The 22922-nt window shown below is 71.3% G+C and carries 23 protein-coding genes; 21 read left to right on the top strand and 2 right to left on the bottom strand.

Annotated elements, in window-relative coordinates; genetic code table 11:
* The first annotated feature begins 36 nt into the window (after window positions 1-36).
* Window positions 37-678: a hypothetical protein gene (locus tag FK268_RS19040; protein WP_146436935.1), complete on the top strand. Its 642-nt coding sequence runs from the start codon at window positions 37-39 to the stop codon at window positions 676-678.
* Between the two features lie 65 nt (window positions 679-743).
* Here FK268_RS19040 and FK268_RS19035 read toward each other — a convergent pair whose 3' ends face one another.
* On the bottom strand, window positions 744-1247 hold the full coding sequence (locus tag FK268_RS19035) for an inorganic diphosphatase (RefSeq protein ID WP_146436934.1): 504 nt from the start codon (window positions 1245-1247) through the stop codon (window positions 744-746).
* 70 nt (window positions 1248-1317) lie between these two features.
* Here FK268_RS19035 and dacB point away from each other — a divergent pair, with 70 nt between their 5' ends.
* Genes dacB through FK268_RS19010 form a run of 5 tightly spaced genes read left to right on the top strand, consistent with a single transcriptional unit; the run spans window position 1318 to window position 6539 of the window.
* Window positions 1318-2688, top strand: a complete 1371-nt coding sequence (gene dacB / locus FK268_RS19030) for a D-alanyl-D-alanine carboxypeptidase/D-alanyl-D-alanine endopeptidase (RefSeq protein WP_146436932.1) — start codon at window positions 1318-1320, stop codon at window positions 2686-2688.
* A 5-nt stretch (window positions 2689-2693) separates the two neighbouring features.
* Window positions 2694-3725 carry a zinc-dependent metalloprotease gene (locus FK268_RS19025; RefSeq protein WP_146436930.1) on the top strand — a complete coding sequence of 344 codons (1032 nt, stop codon included), beginning with the start codon at window positions 2694-2696 and terminating at the stop codon, window positions 3723-3725.
* Window positions 3722-4660: a tRNA lysidine(34) synthetase TilS gene (gene tilS, locus FK268_RS19020; protein WP_146436929.1), complete on the top strand. Its 939-nt coding sequence runs from the start codon at window positions 3722-3724 to the stop codon at window positions 4658-4660. The genes FK268_RS19025 and tilS overlap by 4 nt, the downstream gene beginning before the upstream one ends.
* A complete protein-coding gene (gene hpt / locus FK268_RS19015; protein WP_438696007.1) occupies window positions 4657-5229 on the top strand; it encodes a hypoxanthine phosphoribosyltransferase in 573 nt (190 codons plus the stop codon). The genes tilS and hpt overlap by 4 nt, the downstream gene beginning before the upstream one ends.
* Entirely contained in the window at window positions 5226-6539 is a 1314-nt protein-coding gene (locus FK268_RS19010; RefSeq protein WP_146436925.1) for an amidase, read from the top strand. Before hpt ends, FK268_RS19010 begins: the two co-directional genes overlap by 4 nt.
* 20 nt (window positions 6540-6559) lie before the next feature.
* On the opposite strand, the gene FK268_RS19005 is transcribed toward FK268_RS19010, so the two are convergent.
* On the bottom strand, window positions 6560-7120 hold the full coding sequence (locus tag FK268_RS19005; protein WP_146436924.1) for a DUF2628 domain-containing protein: 561 nt from the start codon (window positions 7118-7120) through the stop codon (window positions 6560-6562).
* A 159-nt stretch (window positions 7121-7279) separates the two neighbouring features.
* Here FK268_RS19005 and ftsH point away from each other — a divergent pair, with 159 nt between their 5' ends.
* From ftsH to FK268_RS18930, 15 genes are all read left to right on the top strand, one after another.
* Window positions 7280-9715 (top strand): ATP-dependent zinc metalloprotease FtsH, encoded by a 2436-nt coding sequence (gene ftsH, locus FK268_RS19000; protein ID WP_146436922.1) that lies wholly within the window; start codon window positions 7280-7282, stop codon window positions 9713-9715.
* Complete coding sequence (gene folE, locus FK268_RS18995) at window positions 9715-10311, top strand: GTP cyclohydrolase I FolE (protein ID WP_146436920.1); 597 nt, start codon at window positions 9715-9717, stop codon at window positions 10309-10311. Before ftsH ends, folE begins: the two co-directional genes overlap by 1 nt.
* Before the next feature lie 26 nt (window positions 10312-10337).
* Window positions 10338-11174, top strand: a complete 837-nt coding sequence (folP, locus tag FK268_RS18990) for a dihydropteroate synthase (protein WP_146437051.1) — start codon at window positions 10338-10340, stop codon at window positions 11172-11174.
* A complete protein-coding gene (gene folB / locus FK268_RS18985; protein WP_146436919.1) occupies window positions 11174-11554 on the top strand; it encodes a dihydroneopterin aldolase in 381 nt (126 codons plus the stop codon). Before folP ends, folB begins: the two co-directional genes overlap by 1 nt.
* Window positions 11551-12039, top strand: a complete 489-nt coding sequence (gene folK / locus FK268_RS18980; protein ID WP_146436917.1) for a 2-amino-4-hydroxy-6-hydroxymethyldihydropteridine diphosphokinase — start codon at window positions 11551-11553, stop codon at window positions 12037-12039. Before folB ends, folK begins: the two co-directional genes overlap by 4 nt.
* Window positions 12036-12563, top strand: coding sequence for a DUF3180 domain-containing protein (locus FK268_RS18975; protein ID WP_146436915.1), 528 nt, complete (start codon window positions 12036-12038; stop codon window positions 12561-12563). The genes folK and FK268_RS18975 overlap by 4 nt, the downstream gene beginning before the upstream one ends.
* 36 nt (window positions 12564-12599) lie before the next feature.
* Window positions 12600-13760, top strand: a complete 1161-nt coding sequence (locus FK268_RS18970; protein ID WP_146436913.1) for a DUF6779 domain-containing protein — start codon at window positions 12600-12602, stop codon at window positions 13758-13760.
* 111 nt (window positions 13761-13871) lie between these two features.
* A complete protein-coding gene (locus FK268_RS18965) occupies window positions 13872-14834 on the top strand; it encodes a Rossmann-like and DUF2520 domain-containing protein (protein ID WP_146436911.1) in 963 nt (320 codons plus the stop codon).
* Window positions 14831-15724, top strand: coding sequence for a pantoate--beta-alanine ligase (panC, locus tag FK268_RS18960; protein ID WP_146436910.1), 894 nt, complete (start codon window positions 14831-14833; stop codon window positions 15722-15724). The genes FK268_RS18965 and panC overlap by 4 nt, the downstream gene beginning before the upstream one ends.
* On the top strand, window positions 15724-16131 hold the full coding sequence (panD, locus tag FK268_RS18955; protein ID WP_146436908.1) for an aspartate 1-decarboxylase: 408 nt from the start codon (window positions 15724-15726) through the stop codon (window positions 16129-16131). The genes panC and panD overlap by 1 nt, the downstream gene beginning before the upstream one ends.
* Complete coding sequence (locus FK268_RS18950; RefSeq protein ID WP_146436907.1) at window positions 16131-16988, top strand: type III pantothenate kinase; 858 nt, start codon at window positions 16131-16133, stop codon at window positions 16986-16988. The genes panD and FK268_RS18950 overlap by 1 nt, the downstream gene beginning before the upstream one ends.
* Window positions 16989-17146: 158 nt before the next feature.
* Window positions 17147-17521, top strand: coding sequence for a rhodanese-like domain-containing protein (locus FK268_RS18945; RefSeq protein ID WP_146436905.1), 375 nt, complete (start codon window positions 17147-17149; stop codon window positions 17519-17521).
* 72 nt (window positions 17522-17593) lie between these two features.
* Window positions 17594-19360: a lysine--tRNA ligase gene (gene lysS, locus FK268_RS18940; protein WP_231707159.1), complete on the top strand. Its 1767-nt coding sequence runs from the start codon at window positions 17594-17596 to the stop codon at window positions 19358-19360.
* A 185-nt stretch (window positions 19361-19545) separates the two neighbouring features.
* The gene (locus FK268_RS18935; RefSeq protein ID WP_146436902.1) at window positions 19546-19890 is read left to right on the top strand and encodes a histone-like nucleoid-structuring protein Lsr2; all 345 of its coding nucleotides are present in this window, start codon (window positions 19546-19548) and stop codon (window positions 19888-19890) included.
* 295 nt (window positions 19891-20185) lie between these two features.
* On the top strand, window positions 20186-22756 hold the full coding sequence (locus tag FK268_RS18930; RefSeq protein ID WP_146436901.1) for an ATP-dependent Clp protease ATP-binding subunit: 2571 nt from the start codon (window positions 20186-20188) through the stop codon (window positions 22754-22756).
* Window positions 22757-22922: the final 166 nt, after the last annotated feature.

Raw genomic sequence — 22922 nt, 5'->3', positions numbered from 1 at the left:
CGCAGTGACCTGACCCGTTCTCTCAGCATCGTTGCGGTGACCGCCGCGGTGGGCCTCGCACTCACCGCGTGCGGTGGCGGCTCCGGGAATTCCGCGCCGTCGTCGCAGGAGCCGTCGGCCCCGCCCGTCGATCCCGCGAAGACCCTCACGCAGGCGGACGCGCCGGCGGGGTTGACGGTGGCCACCGTGCCGGACGATGCCGCCTTCCAGTCCGCGATGCAGGCGGTCGGCCAGGTCCAGGCGGCGGCGATCACGCCTGCATCGTGTAAGGACAAGAACGTCGCCGCGCAGCAGGAGATGCTCGAGACCATCAAGTTCGGCACGCAGCAGAGCCTGTCCAAGGACAAGACCGTGCGGTACGGAGTGACGCTGCTGCCGAACTCGGCGCGGTTGTCGCTGTTCGAGGCCGCCGGGACCGGCGAATGCGGCTCGATCACGTTCGGTGACTCGCTCAAGCAGACCACCACCCGCAAGGAGTTGCCCGCCGGAGTCAACGGGGCCCAGGGCTTCGTCTTCGAGATCTCCCGCGTTGCGGGCGGGCAGACGGCGCACTCGGCGTCCGCCTATTTCACCAAGAACGGCGTGCTGGCGATGGTGAACGCCAACCCCGGTGCCGACGGCACCGTCGACACGGCGACCTTCGACGAGGTCGTCAAGCGGGTGGCCGCCAAGCTGTAGGCGGGACCCCGAGACGGACGAAGCGGCGGCGAGGAGAACCTCGCCGCCGCTTCGTCGTACCGGTGTCAGTGCGCGTCGGACCCTGCGGTCTCGGCGCGGGCGACCGAACGAGCGATCTCCTCCTCGGCCTCCTTCTTGCCCACCCAGGACGAGCCCTTGACGAACTTGCCGGGCTCGAGGTCCTTGTAGTGCACGAAGAAGTGCTCGATGGCGTCCAGCTCGAACTTGTCGATGTCGCCGATGTCCTGCACGGAGTCCCAGCGGGGATCGCCGGCCGGAACGACGAGCACCTTGTCGTCGCCGCCCTTCTCGTCCTCCATCTTGAACATGCCGATGGCGCGGCAGTCGACCAGGGCGCCGGGGATCACCGATTCCTGCAGCAGGACCAGCGCGTCCAGCGGATCGCCGTCCTCGCCCAGGGTGTCCTCGATGTAGCCGTAGTCGGTGGGGTAGCCGAACGACGTGTACAGGTAGCGGTCCAGCTTGAGGCGACCGGTCTTGTGGTCCACCTCGTACTTGTTCCGCGAGCCCTTGGCGATCTCGACGGTGACCTCGAATTCGACGCTCATTGTTTCCCTTCGCTCGCGTCAACCATGCACGCCGAGGATACCCGTGTCGGGTTGCCGTTAGGGTGGTACGGTGCGACGCTCGCGGATCCGACGGACTCTTCTGCGCCTCGCGATCACCGTGATCGTGCTGGCGTTGGTCGTCGTCGGCGCCGTCGCGGCCGCCCTCGGCTGGGGCGTCTACCGCGATCACAAGGACCTGGCGGAGAAGGTGCCCCCGCGTCCGGCGGAGGTCGCCTACACGCCGGCGATCGCTGCGGTGACGTCCGCGGACGCCCCCACTGCGGCCGGCGTGACCACGCAGATCGCCGCCGCGCTGCGCAATCCCGACCTGGGCGATTTCACCGGGGTGATCGCCGATGCCGGTACCGGGCAGGTGCTGTGGCAGCGCGACGCGGCACGCCCGCGGATCCCCGCCTCCACGACGAAGGTGCTCACGGCGGCCGCCGCGCTGCTGACGCTCCCCGCCGACAAGCGGATCACCACCACCGTCGTCGCGGGCGCCGCGCCGGGGGAGGCGGTCCTGGTCGGCGCCGGAGATCCCACGCTCCGTGCCGGCACCAGCTCGATCTTCACCGATGCGCCGAAGATCGCCGATCTGGCGACCCAGCTCCGTCGGGCGGTCCCGCCCGTCACCCGCATCGTCGTCGACACCTCGCTGTTCACCGGCCCGGACTTCGCCCGGGGCTGGGAGCGCGCCGACATCGCGGGCGGCGACATCACGCCCCTCTCCCCGCTCATCGCCGACTCGGGCCGCATCCGTCCCGGCGAGGACTACTCGCCGCGCGTCGACGACCCCGCGCTCGCCGCCGGTCAGGCGCTCGCCACCGCCCTCGGCCTGCCGCCGACCGCGGTCGCCGCGGGACGCGCGCCGCAGGGGGCCGCGCAGCTCGCCGCCGTTCGCAGTGCGCCGCTCAGCACCCGCCTGCACGACGCCCTCGTGCACTCCGACAACGTGCTCGCCGAGAGCATCGGCCGGGAGGTGGCGGCCGCCGCCGGTCAGCCGCTGTCCTTCGACGGCTCCACCCGTGCGGTGATCGACACGCTGCGCAACGCCGGCTTCGACATGACCGGCGTGGAGCTCTCCGACGTCGACGGACTGTCGAACCTCAACCGCATTCCGGCGAAGGTGCTGGACGGGATCGTCACGGCCGCCGCCGGATCCGGCAAGCCGCAGCTGCGGCCCCTGCTCGATCTGCTGCCGGTGGCGGCCGCCACCGGCACCCTGGCCGATCGGTACGTCACCGTCAACCGGCCCGGCGCGGGGTACGTGCGCGCCAAGACCGGCAGCCTCTCGGGCGTCTCCACGCTCGCCGGGTACGTCACCGGGCGCGACGGTGCCGTGCTCACCTTCACCCTGATGTCCTCGGGCACGCCGGTCGACGTGGCCCGTCCCGCCATGGACGCCGTGACCGCCGCGCTGCGCGGCTGCGGGTGCCGCTGATCGCCATGCGGGGATCGAAGCCGGTACGCGCGCAGGTCGATTGGGCACTGGCGGCCGCCTCCGGACGGCGGGTCGCGAGCGTGCTCGGGGACGGCCCCGCCACCACCGCCTACACCCGCGACCGCGCTGCCGATCAGCTCCTCGGCTACGCCGCGCAGGCGGAGGAGCATGTCCGCGCCGTCACCGGTCTGCTCACCCCGGGGGCCGTGCCGCCCGCCCGCACCGTGGATCGCCGCGAGTGGGTGTCCGCGGCCGCCCGGTCGATGGAGGCGCTGATCGAGCCTGAGGACGCCGGACATCCGGGTGTCGGCGCCCGCCTCGCGGGCGTGCAGGCCGGGGCCATGCTCGGCATGGTCTCCGGTTCGGTTCTGGGGCAATACGACCCGTTCGGAGTCGCCGGCGGCGAGCTGCTCCTCGTGGTGCCCAACGTCCTGGCCGTCGAACGCGCGCTGAGGCTGCGTCCCGACGATTTCCGCATGTGGGTATGCCTGCACGAGGTCACCCACCGCGTGCAGTTCGGTGCCAACCCGTGGCTGCGGGACTACATGCGCGAGAACGTCGCGGCGCTCGCCGGCGTCGGCGGCGCGGGCTCCGTCGGAGACCTCCTCGCCCGCACCCAGCGGGCCCTGTCCGGCGGAGCGCGGCACAGCGGCATCATCGGCGTACTCGAGATCGCGGCCCCCGCCGAGCAGTTCGCCGCCGTCGAGCGGCTGCTCATGCTGGGCACTCTCCTCGAGGGCCACGCCGACCACGTCATGGACGCCGCGGGCCCGGACGTGATCCCCACCGTCGGCACGATCCGCGCCGCCTTCGACCGGCGGCGTGCGGCACCGTCGAACCCGTTCCAGCGGCTGCTCCGTGCCCTGATGGGCATGGACGCCAAGATCGCGCAGTACGTGCGCGGCAAGAAGTTCGTCGACGCCGTGATCGCCGAGGTGGGCATGGAGCGGTTCAACCGGGTGTGGACCGGCCCGGAGACGCTCCCGCTGCCCGACGAGCTGGACGATCCGTCGCGCTGGATCGCGCGGGTCCTGTGAACCGCCCCGGCCGGTCGGCGCTGCGCGTGCGCCGGGCCGTCCGGGCCTGGCACGACGACCACGGATCCGGCCCGACGGTGGCCGTGGCGCTCTCCGGCGGGGCGGACTCGCTCGCGCTGCTCACCGGGGCGCTCGCCGCGGGCCTGGACACCGTCGCGCTCGTCGTCGACCACGGCCTGCAGGACGGCTCCGCCGAGGTGGCCGAGCGCGCTGCGGCGCTCGCGCGGGACGTCGGCGCGCGGCACGCGGCGGTGCTGCCGGTCACCGTCGACGGGGACGGCGGTCCCGAAGGTGCGGCCCGGACCGCCCGGTACGCGGCCCTCGACGCCGCGCGGGAGGGCCTGCCGGTCCTGCTCGGCCACACCCTCGACGACCAGGCGGAGACGGTGCTGCTCGGCCTCGGGCGCGGCAGCGGCGCCCGGTCGCTGGCGGGGATGGCGCCGTGGGCCGCGCCCTACGGCCGGCCACTGCTGGGCGTACGCCGCGCCGAGACCCGGGCCGCGTGCGCCGAGCTCGGCCTGACGCCGTGGGAGGACCCCCACAACCTCGACCCGCGGTACACCCGCGTGCGAGTGCGCACCGAGGTCCTGCCCCTGCTGGAGGACGTCCTCGGCGGGGGAGTGGCCGAGTCCCTGGCGCGCACCGCCGCGTCCCTGCGGGCCGACAACGACGCCCTGGACGGGCTCGCGCCGGCACCGTCGGGCCCCGACCTGGCGGTGAAGGACATCGCGGAACTGCCTGCGGCCCTGCGTTTCCGGGCGCTCCGCACCTGGCTGGCCGGCCGCGGCGCGCGGGCACTGACCGGCGCGCATCTCGCGGCCGTGGACGCCCTCGTCACCGACTGGCACGGGCAGGGGCCGACGGCGATCCCGGGCGGAAGTGCGGGGCGGCGGCTGCAGGTGCACCGGACAGGTGGCATTCTGAGAGCGTGGTGAACGGCACGGGTGACTTGTACGCGGGAGACATCGCCTCGGTGGTACTGACCGAGGATCAGATCAGGGAGCGGACGGCCGAGCTCGCCGCCGAGATCGCGGAGCGGTACGGCTCCCAGGAGGGCGACTCCGACCTCCTGCTGATCACGGTGCTCAAGGGCGCGGTCATGTTCGTGACCGACCTGGCCCGGGCGCTGCCCGTGCCCACGCAGCTCGAGTTCATGGCGGTCTCCAGCTACGGCTCGTCGACCTCCAGCTCCGGTGTGGTGCGGATCCTCAAGGACCTCGACCGGGACATCAACGGGCGCGACGTGCTCATCGTGGAGGACATCATCGACTCCGGGCTCACGCTGAGCTGGCTGCTGCGCAACCTCGCGACGCGGCAGCCCCGCTCGCTCGAGGTCGTCACGTTGCTGCGCAAGCCCGACGCCGTGCGCGTGGACGTCGACGTCAAGTGGGTCGGCTTCGACATCCCCAACGAGTTCGTCGTCGGCTACGGCCTGGACTACGCCGAGCGCTACCGCGACCTGCCCTACATCGGCATTCTGGAGCCCAAGGTCTACAGCGAATGACCCTGCTCACCGCTGCGGCCACCGCGGACCGGGTGCGATCGGGGCGGCTCACCGCCGTCGAGGCCACCCGGGAGGCGCTGGCCCGCATCGGTGACGATTCCACCGTGCACGGATGGCGCGTGCTGCGGCCCGACGAGGCCCTCGCCGAGGCCGCCGCCGTGGACGCGCGGCCCGACCGCTACTCGCTGCCGCTGGCCGGCGTGCCGATCGCCATCAAGGACAACGTGGCCGTCTCCGGTCATCGCGTCCTCGACGGCGTCTCGGAGGCCTGCGGTGCGGGCCTGCCGATCGAGCAGACCGACCACCCCGTCGTGAAGCGGCTGCGCGCCGCCGGCGCCGTGGTGGTGGGGCTGACCCGGGTGCCGGAGCTGTGCCTGTGGGCCATGACCGACGACGCCCGCGAAGTCGTGGGCAATCCGCACCGTCCCGGGCGGACCGCCGGCGGGAGTTCCGGCGGCAGCGCCGCCGTGGTCGCGGCCGGGCACGTCGCGCTCGCGCACGGCAACGACGGCCTCGGCTCGCTGCGCGGCCCGGCCGCGTGCACCGGCATCGTCGCGATCAAACCGGGCCGGGGCGTCGTACCCGCGCAGCTCGGGCCGACGAACTGGTTCGGCATGTCCGAGAACGGGCCCATGACGCGCACCGTCGAGGATGCGGCGCTGGGGCTGTCCGTCCTCGCCGGGCGGCCGGAACTCGCCGCTGTCGGCGACGGAGCCGGGCTGCGCGTGGGGCTCGGGCTGAACCGCCCGACGGCGCTCACTTTCACCTCTCGCGGGATCGTCCGCGCGGTCCGCGGCGCGGCCGACCGGCTCGCCGAGCGCGGAGTGCCGGTCCGCGAGGTGACCGTTCCGTACCCCGCGTCGCCGCTTCCGCTCCTGGCACGCTGGGCGGCCGCCGCCGCGACCGACGCCGACGACATCGTCGCGCGGGGCGCGAATCCGATGCTCCTGCAGGCCCGCACCCGACGGCACGCCGCGATCGGGCGGGCCGCCGCCCGGCGCGGCCTCGTCCGCCCGTCCGACGCGGCCCGGGTCGAATCCGCGATGGAACGGTTCTTCGCGGCCGAGGCGATCGACGTTCTCGTCACGCCCACTCTCGCCCGCCGGCCCGCGCCCGCCCGGCCCTACGCGGAACTGCCCTGGGCCGCGAGCGCGATCCCCAGCCTCGCCTACGCGCCGTACCCGAGCCTGTGGAACTTCGTCGGCTGGCCCGCGATGACGGTGCCCTTCAACGGCGAGGGCGTGCAGCTCGTGGCCCGCCCCGGCGGTGAGGCGGACCTCCTGGCCCTGGCCGCGAAGATCGAGCAGTAGCCGGCTCGACGGTCCGGCGACTACGCCTTCTTGCGGAACATCGGCATGCCCTCGAACGGGTTCCAGCTGGTGCTGCCGCGGGTGACGTGCAGGAAGTAGGCCCAGTTCGCGACGCTCGAGTACAGCAGGCCGATGACGACCGAGAAGGAGGCGCTGGGGAAGGTGAAGTCGAAGGCGATCTCGATCACGCCGATCAGGAGGGAGATCGCGACGGCGATGCCGAGCAGACTCAGGCCCTTCCGCCACGGTCCCTTGATCGCGTAATAGATGGGGCCGAAGAAGAACGCCGGTCCGTTGAAGCCCAGGCGGAAGCGCTGACCGAAGGACAGCTGCTTGAACGCCGCGGTGGACTCGGGCGAGGACGCGGGCTGGCCGTACCGGGAGAAGAAGTCGAACCGGCTGCGCCAGCGTTCCGGCACGTCGGCCGGATAGGCGGGCTGCCCGGGGTAGCCGGCCTGGCCGGGAACCGGCTGCGCTGCGGCGTACGGGTCGGGCGCGAAACCGGGCGCTCCGAAGGGCTGCTGCCCGTACGGGTTCTGCGGATCGGTCGGGTACTGGGGCGGGACGCCGTTCTCGGTCATCACAGCAGCATATTCTTCGCGAAACGGACCTTGTTCGCTCAGGGCGCACCCACGCGACCGGCCCGGCCCCGTCGGTGCACGGTAACCTGGGAGATCGACCCTGCGCGGCCCGCCGCGCGCCGGAAGAAGAAGGACTGACGAGCCGCGAGGCGAAGCCATATGAAACGGAAATCACTCATCCGCACGCTGGCGATCATCGCCGCATTCGTCCTGCTCGTCTGGGCGTTCACCATGGTCGGCGGAAGCACCAAGGAGTACAAGCCGGTGTCCACCGGCAAGGTGATCAGCCAGCTTCAAGCGGGCAACGTCACCGACGTTCAGATCGATGACCGCGAGCAGACCCTGCGCGTCACTCTGGACAAGCCGATCGCCGGCACCGAGGACAAGAAGATCTTCGCCAAGTACCCGGCGGGTACCTCGCGCGACATCCTTGGTGAGATCCAGAACGCGAAGACCCCGGACGGCAAGCCGCTCGAGGCCTACACCACGAACGTGACGCAGGATTCGCCCTGGATCTCCATGCTGCTGTTCACGCTGCTGCCGATCCTGCTGCTGGTGGGCCTGTTCTTCTTCCTCATGAATCGCATGCAGGGCGGCGGCCGCGGCGGCGTCATGGGCTTCGGCAAGAGCAAGGCCAAGCAGCTCACCAAGGACATGCCGAAGACCACCTTCGCGGACGTCGCGGGTGCGGACGAGGCGGTCGAGGAGCTCTACGAGATCAAGGACTTCCTGCAGAACCCGGCCCGCTACCAGGCCCTGGGCGCGAAGATCCCCAAGGGCGTGCTGCTGTACGGCCCTCCCGGCACCGGTAAGACGCTCCTCGCACGCGCCGTCGCCGGCGAAGCGGGCGTGCCCTTCTTCACCATCTCCGGTTCCGACTTCGTCGAGATGTTCGTCGGCGTCGGCGCCTCGCGCGTGCGCGACCTGTTCGAGCAGGCCAAGGAGAACAGCCCCTGCATCATCTTCGTCGACGAGATCGACGCCGTCGGACGCCAGCGCGGCGCCGGCCTGGGCGGCGGACACGACGAGCGCGAGCAGACCCTCAACCAGCTGCTCGTCGAGATGGACGGTTTCGGCGACCGGCAGGGCATCATCCTGATCGCGGCCACCAACCGGCCCGACATCCTGGATCCGGCGCTGCTGCGTCCGGGCCGCTTCGACCGGCAGATCCCCGTCTCGAACCCGGACATGGCCGGCCGCAAGCAGATCCTCGAGGTCCACGCGAAGGGCAAGCCCCTCGCGCAGGACGCCGACCTCGGCGGCCTCGCCAAGCGCACCCCCGGCATGTCCGGCGCCGACCTGGCCAACGTGGTCAACGAGGCCGCGCTGCTCACCGCCCGCGAGAACGGCAACCTCATCACGGCCGCGACCCTCGAGGAGGCCGTGGATCGCGTGGTGGGCGGCCCGCGCCGCAAGAACCGGATCATCTCCGAGCACGAGAAGAAGGTCACCGCCTACCACGAGGGCGGGCACACCCTGGCCGCATGGGCCACGGACGGCCTGGACCCGGTCTACAAGGTGACGGTGCTCGCCCGCGGCCGCACCGGCGGTCACGCGCTGGCCGTGCCCGAGAACGACAAGGGCATGTACACCCGCAACGAGATGATCGGCAGGCTGATCTTCGCGATGGGCGGCCGCGCGGCCGAGGAACTGGTCTTCGCCTCGCCCACCACAGGCGCGTCGAGCGACATCGACCAGGCCACGAAGATCGCCCGCGCCATGGTCACCGAGTACGGCATGAGCGCCCGCCTCGGCGCCGTGAAGTACGGCCAGGACGAGGGCGACCCGTTCCTGGGGCGCGGCATGGGCGGGGGAGCGCAGTACTCCGACGCCGTGGCGGCGCAGATCGACGAGGAGGTGCGTTCCCTCATCGAGGCGGCGCACACCGAGGCCTGGGCGATCCTCAACGAGTACCGCGACGTCCTCGACGTGCTCGCCGGCGAGCTGCTCGAGAAGGAGACGCTGGTCCGCAAGGATCTGGAGCGGATCTTCGAGTCCGTCGAGAAGCGACCCCGGATCACGCAGTTCGACGACTTCGGCAGCCGCATCCCGTCGACCAAGCCCCCGATCAAGACCCCGAAGGAGATCGCGATCGAGAACGGCGAGCCCTGGCCGCCGGTCGACGAGGAGGCCGAGCGCCGCAAGCTGGAGCTCGAGAAGGCGTCCGCCCAGGCCGCGCAGAACGGCCAGAACGGGCACGGCCAGAACGGTCAGTGGGGCGCACCCGCGCCGGTCGGCGGTCCGTGGCCCGCGCCGGGCGCACCGTCGGGCTACGGCCAGCAGGGGCAGCAGCCCCAGCCGGCCTATGGCCAGCCCGGCTACCAGTGGGGCGGGCAGCAGGCCTACCCGGGCCCGCAGTACCCGTCGCAGCCCGGGCCGTACGGCCAGGGGCAGTACGGACAGCCGCAGGGTCAGTACGGTCAGCAGCCGCCGCAGGGGAGCCGTCCGGACTACGGCGCCCCGGCCGGCTGGTCGGCGCCCGGGTGGCCCCCGCAGGGCCGGCCGACGCAGGGCACCGATCCGCAGAACGCGGATCCGCAGGCTCCCGATCAGCGCGGGGAGCAGTCCGGCACCGACCGACCGAGCGAGAGCTGATGGCCCACGACAACGGGGCGGCTATCGCCCCGTTCGACCATGAGCGCGCGGTCGCCGCGGTGCGCGAGCTGCTGATCGCCGTCGGCGAGGACCCCGATCGCGAGGGTCTGCAGAAGACTCCCGAGCGCGTCGCGAAGGCCTTCCAGGAGGTCTTCAGCGGGTTGCACACCGACCCGGACGAGGTGCTCAACACCACCTTCGGTGAGGATCACGACGAGCTGGTGCTGGTCAAGGACATCCCGATGTACTCGACCTGCGAGCACCACCTGGTCTCCTTCCACGGGGTCGCGCACGTGGGCTACCTGCCCGGCGCCAGCGGCCGGGTCACGGGCCTGAGCAAGCTGGCCCGTGTCGTGGACCTCTACGCCAAGCGGCCGCAGGTGCAGGAGCGGCTGACCGCGCAGATCGCCGATGCGCTGGTGCGCAAGCTCGACCCGCGCGGCGTGATCGTGGTGATCGAGGCCGAGCACCTGTGCATGGCGATGCGCGGCATCCGCAAGCCGGGCGCCAGCACCACCACCTCCGCGGTGCGGGGGGCCTTCAAGGACAGTGCGACCTCGCGCGCCGAGGCGCTCGAGCTGATCCTGCGCCGGTGACGGTCGAGCCCGGGCGCACGCTCATCATGGGCGTCGTGAACGTGACCGCCGATTCCTTCTCGGACGGCGGTCGCTACCTCGACCCCGAGGCCGCCGTCGGGCGGGCGCGGGACCTCGTCGCCGACGGTGCCGCGATCGTCGACGTGGGCGGGGAGTCGACCCGCCCCGGCGCGCACCGCGTGCCCGCCGACGTCGAACGCGACCGCGTGGTCCCGGTGATCACCGCGCTCGCCGCCGAAGGCATCGCCGTCTCCGTGGACACCATGCGCGCCTCGGTGGCCGCCGCCGCCCTGGAGGCCGGCGCGGCCATCGTCAACGACGTCTCCGGCGGCCGTGCCGATCCCGCCATGACCGGTGTGGTGGCCGAGTCCACGGCGCCGTGGATCCTCATGCATTGGCGACCGTCGCCGGGCGCGCCCGGACCGGTGTGGGCAGGGATCCACCACGAGATCACCGAGTACGACGACGTGGTCACCGAGGTGCGCGACGAACTGCTGCATCAGGCCGACGCCGCGATCGCCGCGGGCATCGCGCCCGAGCGGATCGTGCTGGACCCCGGCCTCGGCTTCGCCAAGAACGCGAACCACAACTGGGCGCTGCTGCGCGGGCTGCCGGCCCTGCAGGAGACGGGCTTCCGGATCCTCGTGGGCGCATCCCGCAAACGCTTCCTCGGCGAACTCCTCGGCGGCCGCGAACCCGCGGGCCGCGAGGTGGCGACCGCCGCGGTCTCCGCGCTCGCCGCGCAGGCCGGCGTGTGGGGCGTGCGCGTGCACGACGTGCGGTCGACGGCGGACGCGATCGCCGTGACCCAGGCCTGGCGCACCGGTGCGGTGCCGGCCACGACCGAGAAGGGCGGTGCCTGATGGCGGACCGGATCGAGCTCACGGGCCTGCGGGTGCGCGGGAACCACGGCGTCTTCGACCACGAGCGACGGGACGGGCAGGAGTTCATCATCGATCTCGTGCTCTGGGTCGATTCGCGGCCCGCCGCCGCCTCCGACGACCTGAACGACACCGTCGACTACGGGGCGCTCGCGCAGCGCGCGCACGACATCGTCGCGGGGGAGCCGCGCAACCTCATCGAGACCGTCGCGGCGGAGATCGCCGACGACATCGCGGCCGACGAGAAGGTGTACGCCGTCGAGGTCACGGTGCACAAGCCCGCCGCACCCATCCCGCTCACGTTCGCCGATGTGGCCGTCGTCGCCCGGCGCTCGCGGTCCGGCACCCGGAGCGTGCAGTGAGCCGCGCGGTGCTCTCGTTCGGCGCCAACATCGGTGCGGCCGACGTGGCCGTGCGCGCCGCGATCGACGCCCTCGGACCGGCCCTCGTGCGGGCATCCGCGCTCTACCGCACGCCACCGTGGGGCGGAGTCGAGCAGGACGACTTCGTCAATGCGACGGTGCTCGTCGACGATCCTGCCCGCGATGCCGCCGGCTGGCTCGCCTTCGCCCGCGAGCAGGAGGCCGCCGCCCAGCGGGTCCGCGAGGTCCGCTGGGGCCCGCGCACGCTCGACGTCGACGTCATCGCCGTCTGGCAGGGCGATGCGCCCGTGCTCTCGGACGACCCCGAACTGACCCTGCCGCACCCGCGTGCGCACCAGCGGGCCTTCGTGCTCGTCCCGTGGCTCGACGCCGACCCGGGCGCGGAGCTGCCGGGGCACGGCGTCGTCGCCGATCTGCTGCGCGACCTGCCGACCGACGAGACGGCGGAGGTGGCGCGCCTGTGAGCGGACCGTCGAAGGACCCGAACCGGGACCCCGAGGAGCCGGGCGGCCCCACCGTGCGGTCGACCGGCTGGGTGGAGCTGCTGGTCATCGTGCTGGGCGTGGGGCTCGGCTCCTACCTGCTGGTGCGCAACGTCGTGCCGGTGGTCCCGGTGTGGGCCGGGGCGCTGCTGTACGGCGTCGCCGCCGCCGACCTGTACATCGCGCAGCTGGTGCGCTCGCGCCTCGCGCACGGCCGGGTCGGCTGGGGCCCCGGAAGGATCCATCCCATCGCCGTGGCGCGGGCCGTGGCGCTCGCGAAGGCCTCGGCGTACCTGGGCGCCGTCGCGCTCGGCTTCTTCGGCGGCATGCTCGTCTTCCTCCTCACCGAGGGAGCGGGCCTGACCGCCACTCACGCCGACCGCCCGGGGGCCTGGATCGGCGCCGTGGGCGCGCTGCTGCTCCTCGCCGCCGCGCTGTGGCTCGAACGTTGCTGTCGCACACCCGACGATCCCGACGACCAGCCTGCCGACACATCGCCAGCCTGAGGAACACGACCTCAGGTAAAAGGTAAGGTCGCGGATATGACGCAACCACCGATCCCGAGTTCACGAAAGCGCGTCCCGCGACGTTCCTCGGGAGCGGGCCAGTGGATGCTCGGTGTGGTGATCCTGTTGGCGGTCGTGGGCACCGGCATGTGGGTGTTCTCCGAGGATCGCCGGTGGGGTCTGGTCGCCCTGATCCTGCTGGTCTGGGGGCTGGTCATCGCCGCTTTCCTGATCGCGCGCTACTCCCGCGACCTGCGCGCCGCCGAGGCGAAGGAGAGCGGTCTCAAGACCGTCTACGGGCTGCAGCTCGAGCGGGAGATCAGCGCGCGCCGCGAGTACGAACTGCAGGTGGAACGCGATATCCGGGCCGAGCTCAAGGGCGAGGCGAACGAGGAGCTCACCGCGCTCAAGGCCGAGGTGCTGGCGCTGCGCGCGAACCTCGAGGAGCTGCTGGGGCGCGACCTGGGCCCGTCGTACAGCGAGCTCTACGCCGCCGCCGAGCAGCGCGCGATCGACGCTCAGCGCGCCAAGTCGGTCTTCGAGGACGACGACCGGTTCCGCGCGCAGCAGGACTTCGCGGGCGTGCCCGCACCCGATCCCGCCGTCGACGACTACTACGGCGCCGCCTCCGCCGCGTCGGTCGCCGCGCAGGAGGAGCCGATCGCCGAGGCCACGGTGACCGACGTCCCCGCCGCGCCCGTCCCGCCCGGCCCCGCTGCGCCGCAGGAGGAGTCGCCGACCACCGTCTTCCACGTGGTCACCGACGAGGCGGCCGCGCCGGAGACCGCGGCTCCCGCCGCGGCGGCGTCCGGGCCGGACGCGCAGCCCGTCGACGTGGAGCACGTCGAGCACGTCGACCTCGCGGCGGACGAGCCGTTCGTGCCGTTGGCGCCGCAGTCCGGCTACCGCTCGCCGCTGCCGCCTCGTCCGTACACGCCGGACGTGCCGCCGGCGGCACCCCCGGCGTCCGCGCCCTACTCGCCGTTCCAGTCGGCTCCGCCGCAGGCGCCGCAGTACCAGTGGGGGCAGGAGCAGCGGACACCGCCGCAGCAGGCTCCCGAGGACCGGCAGGAGCAGCAGGTCGAGCAGCCGGGCCACGCCGGGCAGCACACCTCCGGTAACACCGTGGCCGATCTGATCGCCCGGATGAACGCGGACACCGAGCGCTCGGGCGGCCGTCGCCGCAAGCAGGAGTGATGATCTAGCTCACACGCCGTTGCCCGGGGACCTGCGCGGGCATAGCCTTTCGAGTGACCGTCTGGTACCTGCGACGCGGGACTGGAACGACCCCCTTGGAGGCGCACGCCCATGCCCGAGTTCTCGGACTCGCCTGATGCTGTGGATCAGCTGGCGGGCATCCCCAATCCCCCCACCCCCGCGCGACTGTCCGTGGGCGTGATCTCCGCCGGTCGTGTCGGCACAGCCCTCGGCGCGGCTCTCGAGCGGGCCGGCCACATCGTCACCGCGGCGTCCGCACCGTCGACCTCCTCGCGTGAGCGCGCCGCGCTCCGCCTACCCGAGGCTCTCCTCGAGCGTCCCGCCGTGATCGCGGAGAAGGCCGAGCTGCTGATCCTCGCGGTGCCGGACACCGAACTCCCCGGCCTCGTCGACGACCTCGCCGCTCGCGTCAACCCGTCCGCGATCGTGCTGCACACCTCGGGTGCGCTCGGCGTGGGGGTGCTCGCACCGCTGGCGCGTCTCGGCTGCACCACCATCGCCTTCCATCCCGCGATGACCTTCATCGACGATCCCGAGGACACGGCGCGGCTCGCGGACTGCTGCATCGGCATCACCGCCGCCGACGAGATCGGGCACGCCGTCGGCCAGGCGCTCGCGCTGGAACTGGGCGCCGAACCCGTGCGGGTGCCCGAGTCGGCTCGGCCGCTGTACCACGCGGCACTCGCCCACGGCGCGAACCACCTGGTCGCGCTGGTCGACGATGCCGTGCTCGCCCTGCGTGCCGCGCTCGCCGGCGGCATCGGTGCCGACACCGTCGGCGGACCGGCGGAGGGTCTCGCCGAGCGCGTGCTCGCGCCCCTGGCCCGCGCGGCCCTGGAGAACGCGCTGGTCCGCGGCCCGTCCGCGCTGACCGGCCCGGCGGCGCGCGGAGATGCCGCGGCCGTGATCCGGCACCTGGCGGCGCTCGACACCGTCGACCCCCTGGACGGACCCCTGATAGCAGACGCCTACCGTGCCCAATCCCGGCGTGCGGCAGCCCAATCCGGAACTTCAGCAATGATCGACCCGGCCCTCGAGAAGGACAAGCGATGAGCGCACCCACCCGTCCGTACACCCCCGGTCAGCTCACGGTGCACCACGACCCGGCACAGCTGACGAAGGTCACCACGGCCCTCAAGTCGACGGGGCGGCAGATCGCCTTCGTCCCGACCATGGGCGCGCTGCACGCGGGCCACTTGGAGCTGGTGCACGCCGCCAAGCTGAACGGCGCCGTCGTGGTGGTCTCGATCTTCGTCAACCCCTTGCAGTTCGGCGCGAACGAGGACCTGGACGCCTACCCGCGCACCCTGGACGCGGACGTCGAGAAGCTGCGCGCCGCGGGCGTCGAGCTGGTCTTCGCGCCGTCGGCCGCCGAGATGTACCCGAACGGCCCGCGCACCACGATCCAGCCCGGCTTCGCCGGACTCGGACTGGAGGCCGACAGCCGTCCGACGCACTTCGCGGGCATGCTCACCGTGGTGAACAAGCTGCTCAACATCGTGCGGCCGCACACCGCCTACTTCGGCGAGAAGGACTACCAGCAGCTCGTGCTGGTGCGGCAGATGGTCACGGACCTGAACATGGACGTCAAGATCGTCGGCGTCCCGACGGTCCGCGAGGCCGACGGCCTGGCGATGAGCTCGCGCAACGTCTATCTCTCCGAGGCCGAGCGGGAAGCCGCGACCGCGCTCTCGGCGGCCCTGCTGGCCGGTGCCTACGCCGCGCAGGGCGGTGAGCCCGCCATCCTCGCCGCCGCGAACGAGGTGCTCGCCTCGCGGCCCGAGATCGAGGTGCAGTACCTGGAGCTGCGCGCGCCCGACCTGGGCGTCGCGCCCGACAAGGGCGACGGCCGGCTGCTGGTGGCCGCGAAGCTCGGCACCACCCGGCTGCTCGACAACGTGGGCATCGCGATCGGGACCGGGTTCCTGGAGGAGGCGGAGTAATGCTGCGCACGATGATGACCTCGAAGATCCACCGCGCCACCGTCACCGAGGCGAACCTGCACTACGTCGGATCGGTCACCGTCGACGCCGACCTGCTGGACGCCGCGAACCTCCTCGAGGGCGAGCAGGTCGCCATCGTCGATGTGACCAACGGCGCCCGCCTCGAGACCTACACGATCGCGGGGGAGCGGGGCAGTGGCGTGATCGGGATCAACGGTGCCGCCGCGCATCTGGTCAACCCCGGCGACATCGTCATCCTCATCGCCTACGGCCAGTTGAACGAGGAGGAGCTGAAGACCTACGCGCCGAGCGTAGTCTTCGTCGACTCCGAGAACAGGCCGGTCGAGCTGACCGCCGACGCGGCGCACGTGCCGGACGGCTACGGCCTGGTCACGGGGCGCGTCTAGTGCTGCTGGCGATCGACGCCGGCAACACCTCGGTCACCGTCGGCTTGTTCGCGGCGGCGGACGGCGAGGACCTGCTGGGCACCTGGCGGCTGCGCAGCGACCCGCGGATGACCTCGGACGAGCTGGCGCTCATCCTGAACGGCTTCCTCACGGGCGCGGGCGTGGACCCCACGGCGGTGACCGGCGTCAGCGTGCTGTCGACGGTGCCGGAGCTGCTGCGCTCGCTGCGCGCGGTGATGCCCCGCTACTACCCGGCGGCCGAGCACGTGATCCTCGAGCCGGGCGTGAAGACGGGCGTGCCGCTGCTCGTCGACAACCCGCGCGAGGTGGGTACCGACCGCGTCGCCAACGCCGCAGGCGCCTTCGAGATGATCGGCCGTGCGGCCGGAACCCCGTGCATCGTCGTGGACTTCGGCACGTCGACGCGGGTCGACGTGGTGAGCGCCAAGGGCGAGTTCCTCGGCGGCGCGATCGCCGCGGGCGTGGGGAGCGCGCTGGACGCGCTCGCCGAGCGGACCGTCGCGCTGCGCCGCGTGGAGCTCGTGCCGCCGCGGTCGGTGGTCGGGAAGAACACCGTGGAGGCGCTGCAGTCGGGGATCATCTACGGCTTCGCGGGCATGGTCGACGCGCTCGTGAGCCGCGCCCTCGACGTCGTGCCGGGGGCACGGGTCGTGGCGACCGGCGGGGTCGACGCGGGCGGCCCCGGAGGCGAGGTCTCGGCCGTCGCTGCGGAGTGCTCGACGGTGACCGACCACCGCGCCGACCTCACGCTGCAGGGCCTGCGGGCCGTCCACCTGCGGGAGAGTGCCAACCGGGCCCAGCGGCAGCGGCGCGTGCGGGATTCCTCTCACCCGTGATTCGAACTCTTGCCGGGCGGTGCACGGGGTGCTAATTTCGCTGTCATGAGCCAGGTGCGCAGCTGCATGGAGTGTTGTCGGGTCCGTTAGGAACCCGACCCCCTTCCGCTGCCCGGATGCGCCGCAACGGCGCTCCGCCTCCCGCCTGGAGAACCTCGATGCACCCCGTGCACTTCACCCCCGCCGCCGGCCAGATCGTCGTCGACGTCCGTGACCAGTCCGAGCGCAACCGCGACGGCATCCTGCCGGGCGCCGTCGCGCTCGATGCTGCCGCCGTCTCCGCCCGGCTCGTGCCGGGCCTGCCGACCAGCCTCGCCGCCGCGGGCCCCGACGCCCAGTGGCTGCTGGTCAGCGGCAACGGCGTCACCGCCGCGGCGATCGCCACCCGCCTGCGCGACCGCGGCGTGCAGGCCTCGTCGGTCGACGGTGGCTTCCGCGCGCTCGCCCTGGGGATCACGCCCGGCGCCGGCCGCTTCGCCTCGTCCCAGGCGTACGAGCGCGCTCTGGCGCAGTTCGCCGCGCACGAGGCCTGACCCGCACCGCACCCGTGCTCGGGGGCCGGGCCGTCCGCGCCGGTAGGATCACCACCCGTGAATGCTGCGCCCGTGACTGCACCCCTGGACGACTGGGTCTCCCGCCTCGCCGACGAGGCGGTGGCCTTCGCCGAGCGGAACGGGACGCCGGTGAAGGTGGCGTCCGGCATCTCCCCGTCGGGACCGATCCACCTGGGCAACCTGCGCGAGGTTATGGTGCCGCACCTGGTGGCCGACGAACTGCGCCGCCGCGGCCTGCAGGTCGAGCACATCATCTCCTGGGACGATTTCGACCGGTTCCGCAAGGTCCCGAACGTGCCCGGCGTCGACGAGACGTGGGCGGAGCACATCGGTAAGCCACTGACACGCGTCCCGGCGCCCCACGGTTCGGACGCCGAGAACTGGGCCGAGCATTTCCGGCGTGAATTGCAGAGCGCTCTCGAAGAACTCGGTGTCGAGTACCGGGGTATCAGCCAGACGCAGATGTACACCTCCGGTGCGTACATCGATCAGGTTCTGCACGCGATGGCGCAGCGGGGCCGCATCGATTCCATCCTGGAGCGTTATCGGACGCTCGATCGGGGCGATTCGACGCCGGCACAGGAAAATGCGGAAGAATCGGACGCCGACGCGGCGGAGGCGGCATCGGGCGCCGCGGACGACGCGGACGGATCGGGTGATTCCGGTTACTACCCGTACAAGCCCTACTGCTCGGTGTGCGGCACGGATTTCACCACGGTAACGGCGTACGACGACGAATCGACCGACCTCACCTACGAGTGCCGGTGCGGGCACAGGGAGACGGTGGTTCTTCGTGAGCACACCGATGGAAAGCTCGTGTGGAAGGTCGATTGGCCCATGCGCTGGGCTTTCGAGAAGATCACTTTCGAGCCCTCCGGCGTCGATCATCAATCGCCCGGATCCTCCTTCGCCGTCGGCAAGGACGTCGCGCCGATCTTCGGATGGAAGCGCCCGCTCGGTCCCATGTACGCCTTCGTCGGCATTCGCGGAATGGCGAAGATGTCGTCGTCGAAGGGCGGTGTCCCGACGGCCGCGATCGCGCTGCGTTACCTGGAGCCGCCATTGCTGCGCTGGCTGTACGGCCGCAAGAAGCCGAACCAGTCCTTCGACGTGGCGCTCGACGGCGAACTGCCCCGGACCTACGACGAGTGGGACGCGCTCGTGCGCAAGACGGCGGGGGACAAGGCCCAGCCCGGCGACATCGCCGCCCACGCCCGCGCCGCATCCGTGCTGGACACGGCGTCGGGGCAGGTGCGGCAGCTGCCGCTGACGCCGCGCCCGATGCCCTACAAGACGCTGGCCTCGGTGGTCGACATCACGACCGGTGACGACGAGCAGACGCTGCGCATCCTCGCGGCGCTCGAGCCCGATCAGCCCCTGACGGACCTCGCGCCCCTGCGTCCGCGGCTGGATCGCGCCACCGTGTGGGTGGCCGAGCAGATGCCGGCGGGGGAGCGCACCGTCGTGCGGACCTCGCCGGACGAGGCGCTCCTGGCCTCGCTCACCGACGAGCAGCGCGCGGCGCTGCGGCTGCTGCTGGAGGGCTCCGGAACGCCCGCACCGGCCGGTCTCGGCCGCCTCGAGGACGATTGGTCCCTCGCGGGTATCACGCACCAGGTGTACGGCGTCGCGAAAGTGCAGCGCGGACTCGGTGCGGATCAGATCGTCAAGGGCGATAAGGAACTCGCCGCCGCGCAGCGCGCATTCTTCGTCCTGCTCTACCAGTTGTTGGTGGGAAGTGATACCGGCCCGCGGTTGCCCACTCTGCTTCTCGCGATCGGTGCCGACCGCGTCCGTTCACTTGTGCGCTCCGACTAGTACCGATTCGGTGAATTGCTCGTCATTCGACCGGTGATTCGCCGGAAAACGCCCGCTTCGGAACGGGATCGTTACCCGATCGCGACCGAATTCCGCGCGTTCGGATCGAAGTAATCGCAATCGCGTGTATACACTCGATTCCGCACGACTTATTAGGACGATTACTTCGAGAAGGGGCCAAAACTATGGCGCGCAAGGTCACCGTTACGCTGGTCGACGACGTGGACGATACGCAGACCGCTGACGAGACCGTGGAATTCGGGCTGGACGGGGTCACGTACGAGATCGATCTCTCGTCCAAGAACGCCGCCAAGTTGCGCGGATCCCTCGAGGAATGGGTCGCCAACGCCCGCCGTGCCGGTGGACGCAAGCGCGGTACCCGTGCTCTCGCCGCGCCGCGTGGCCGCACCCCGATCGATCGCTCGCAGAGCGCGGCGATCCGCGACTGGGCCCGCAAGTCCGGCATGAAGGTCAACGACCGCGGCCGCATCAGCCAGGACGTCATCGACGCCTACAACGAGGCGAACTGACCCCACCTTCGACCGCACCCCGGCACCCCGGCGCCGCGGCGCCGGGGTGCCGTCGTCTCCGGGGCCGTTTCGCTCACGGCGGAACGGGGATCAAAACTCGCTGACGGCGCGTTTGACCTGGTGTATCAGGATCGAGATGGTGGCCGGAGGGGCTCTCGGGCTCCGTCGGCGGGGCACTGCCGACACCATCGTTGACCGGTCCGAACTACAGTGAGAAGACGTTGATTGCAGACGGCTATCTGCGGGTCCGGCCTCGGCCGGTCCTCGAAGTAACCGGGATGTGAGGAAAATGGCCATGTTCGAGAGGTTCACCGACCGCGCTCGTCGCGTCGTCGTCCTGGCGCAAGAAGAAGCCAGGATGCTCAATCACAATTACATCGGCACCGAGCACATCCTCCTGGGCCTGATCCACGAGGGTGAGGGCGTCGCGGCCAAGGCGCTCGAGTCGCTGGGCATCTCGCTGGAGGGTGTGCGCAGCCAGGTCGAGGAGATCATCGGGCAGGGCCAGCAGGCCCCGTCGGGTCACATCCCCTTCACGCCGCGCGCCAAGAAGGTCCTGGAGCTCTCGCTGCGCGAGGCGCTGCAGCTCGGCCACAACTACATCGGCACCGAGCACATCCTGCTCGGCCTGATCCGCGAGGGCGAGGGCGTGGCCGCCCAGGTCCTGGTGAAGCTGGGCGCCGATCTCAACCGCGTGCGCCAGCAGGTCATCCAGCTGCTGTCCGGCTACCAGGGCAAGGAGGGCGGCGGCGAGCCGGCCGGCGCCGGGGCCCGGACGAGCGGCGGCGGCGAGGCGGGCACCCCGTCGACCTCCCTGGTCCTGGACCAGTTCGGCCGGAACCTGACCGCCGCCGCGGCGCAGGGCAAGCTGGACCCGGTGATCGGCCGGTCCAAGGAGATCGAGCGCATCATGCAGGTGCTCTCGCGGCGCACCAAGAACAACCCGGTGCTGATCGGCGAGCCCGGCGTGGGCAAGACGGCCGTGGTCGAGGGCCTGGCGCAGGCCATCGTCAACGGCAACGTCCCGGAGACGCTCAAGGACAAGCAGCTCTACACGCTGGACCTGGGCTCCCTGGTGGCCGGTAGCCGCTACCGCGGTGACTTCGAGGAGCGCCTGCGCAAGGTGCTCAAGGAGATCGACACCCGCGGCGACATCATCCTGTTCATCGACGAGCTGCACACGCTCGTCGGTGCGGGTGCTGCCGAGGGCGCGATCGACGCCGCGTCGATCCTCAAGCCGAAGCTGGCCCGTGGCGAGCTGCAGACCATCGGCGCGACCACCCTCGACGAGTACCGCAAGTACATCGAGAAGGATGCCGCCCTGGAGCGCCGCTTCCAGCCCGTCCAGGTGGGCGAGCCGAGCGTCGAGCACGCCATCGAGATCCTCAAGGGCCTGCGCGACCGGTACGAGGCGCACCACCGCATCTCCATCACGGACAGCGCGCTGGTCGCCGCCGCCACCCTGGCGGACCGGTACATCAACGACCGCTTCCTGCCGGACAAGGCGATCGACCTCATCGACGAGGCGGGCGCGCGCATGCGTATCCGCCGGATGACCGCGCCGCCGGACCTGCGCGCCTTCGACGACAAGATCGCCGACGCCCGCCGCGAGAAGGAATCGGCGATCGACGAGCAGGACTTCGAGAAGGCCGCGGCGCTGCGCGACAAGGAGAAGCAGCTCATCGCCGAGCGTGCCGAGCGCGAGAAGCAGTGGCGCGCCGGTGATCTCGACGTGGTGGCCGAGGTCGACGAGGAGCAGATCGCCGAGGTCCTGGGTAACTGGACCGGCATCCCCGTCTTCAAGCTCACCGAGGAGGAGACCACCCGTCTGCTCCGCATGGAGGATGAGCTGCACAAGCGGATCATCGGCCAGGAGGACGCCGTCAAGGCGGTCTCGAAGGCGATCCGTCGTACGCGTGCCGGCCTGAAGGACCCGAAGCGCCCGTCGGGCTCGTTCATCTTCGCCGGCCCGTCCGGCGTGGGTAAGACGGAGCTGTCGAAGGCTCTCGCCAACTTCCTGTTCGGCGAGGACGATGCGCTCATCCAGATCGACATGGGCGAGTTCCACGACCGCTTCACCGCCTCGCGCCTGTTCGGTGCTCCTCCCGGGTACGTGGGCTACGAGGAGGGCGGCCAGCTCACCGAGAAGGTGCGCCGCAAGCCCTTCTCCGTGGTGCTGTTCGACGAGATCGAGAAGGCGCACAGCGAGATCTACAACACGCTGCTGCAGGTCCTCGAGGACGGCCGCCTGACCGACGGCCAGGGCCGCACGGTCGACTTCAAGAACACGGTGCTGATCTTCACCTCGAACCTCGGTACGGGTGACATCAGCAAGGCCGTCGGCCTGGGCTTCACGTCCGGCGACACCGACGGCGCCAACTACGACCGGATGAAGCAGAAGGTCAACGACGAGCTCAAGAAGCACTTCCGTCCCGAGTTCCTCAACCGCATCGACGACATCGTCGTCTTCCACCAGCTCACGCAGGACCAGATCATCGAGATGGTCGACCTCATGCTGAACCGGGTGGGCACCGCGCTGAAGAACAAGGACATGGAGCTCGAGGTCACCGACCGCGCCAAGTCGCTGCTCGCCAAGCGCGGCTTCGACCCGGTGCTCGGCGCGCGACCGCTGCGTCGCACCATCCAGCGGGAGATCGAGGACGCACTGTCCGAGAAGATCCTGTTCGGTGAGGTGGGTGCCGGCCAGATCGTCGAGGTCGACGTCGAGGGCTGGGACGGCGAGGGCAAGGGCGAGGACGCGAAGTTCACCTTCGTGGGCAAGCCCAAGCCGGCGGTCGAGTCGGAGAAGTCCGACGAGGCGCTGCCCGCTCTCGCGGGCGAGAAGGCGTCCGGCGACACCGCTTAGCGTTCGCCCGGCAACCGTCGGATCGAGGAGCCGTCACCCTGTGGGGTGGCGGCTCCTCGCGTTCCCGGCGCTGTGCCTCCCCGCGCCGGCCGACGAGTTCACGCCGGTCGCGCGGGCGATCGTGCTGGGATGTCGCGGATAACGATCAGGTCGAGCGGATCACTGG

Source organism: Tsukamurella sputi (assembly GCF_007858445.1).
Lineage (GTDB): Bacteria > Actinomycetota > Actinomycetes > Mycobacteriales > Mycobacteriaceae > Tsukamurella > Tsukamurella sputi.
Note: the sequence above shows the minus strand (reverse complement) of the source record. Positions and strands in the feature narration are given on the sequence as shown.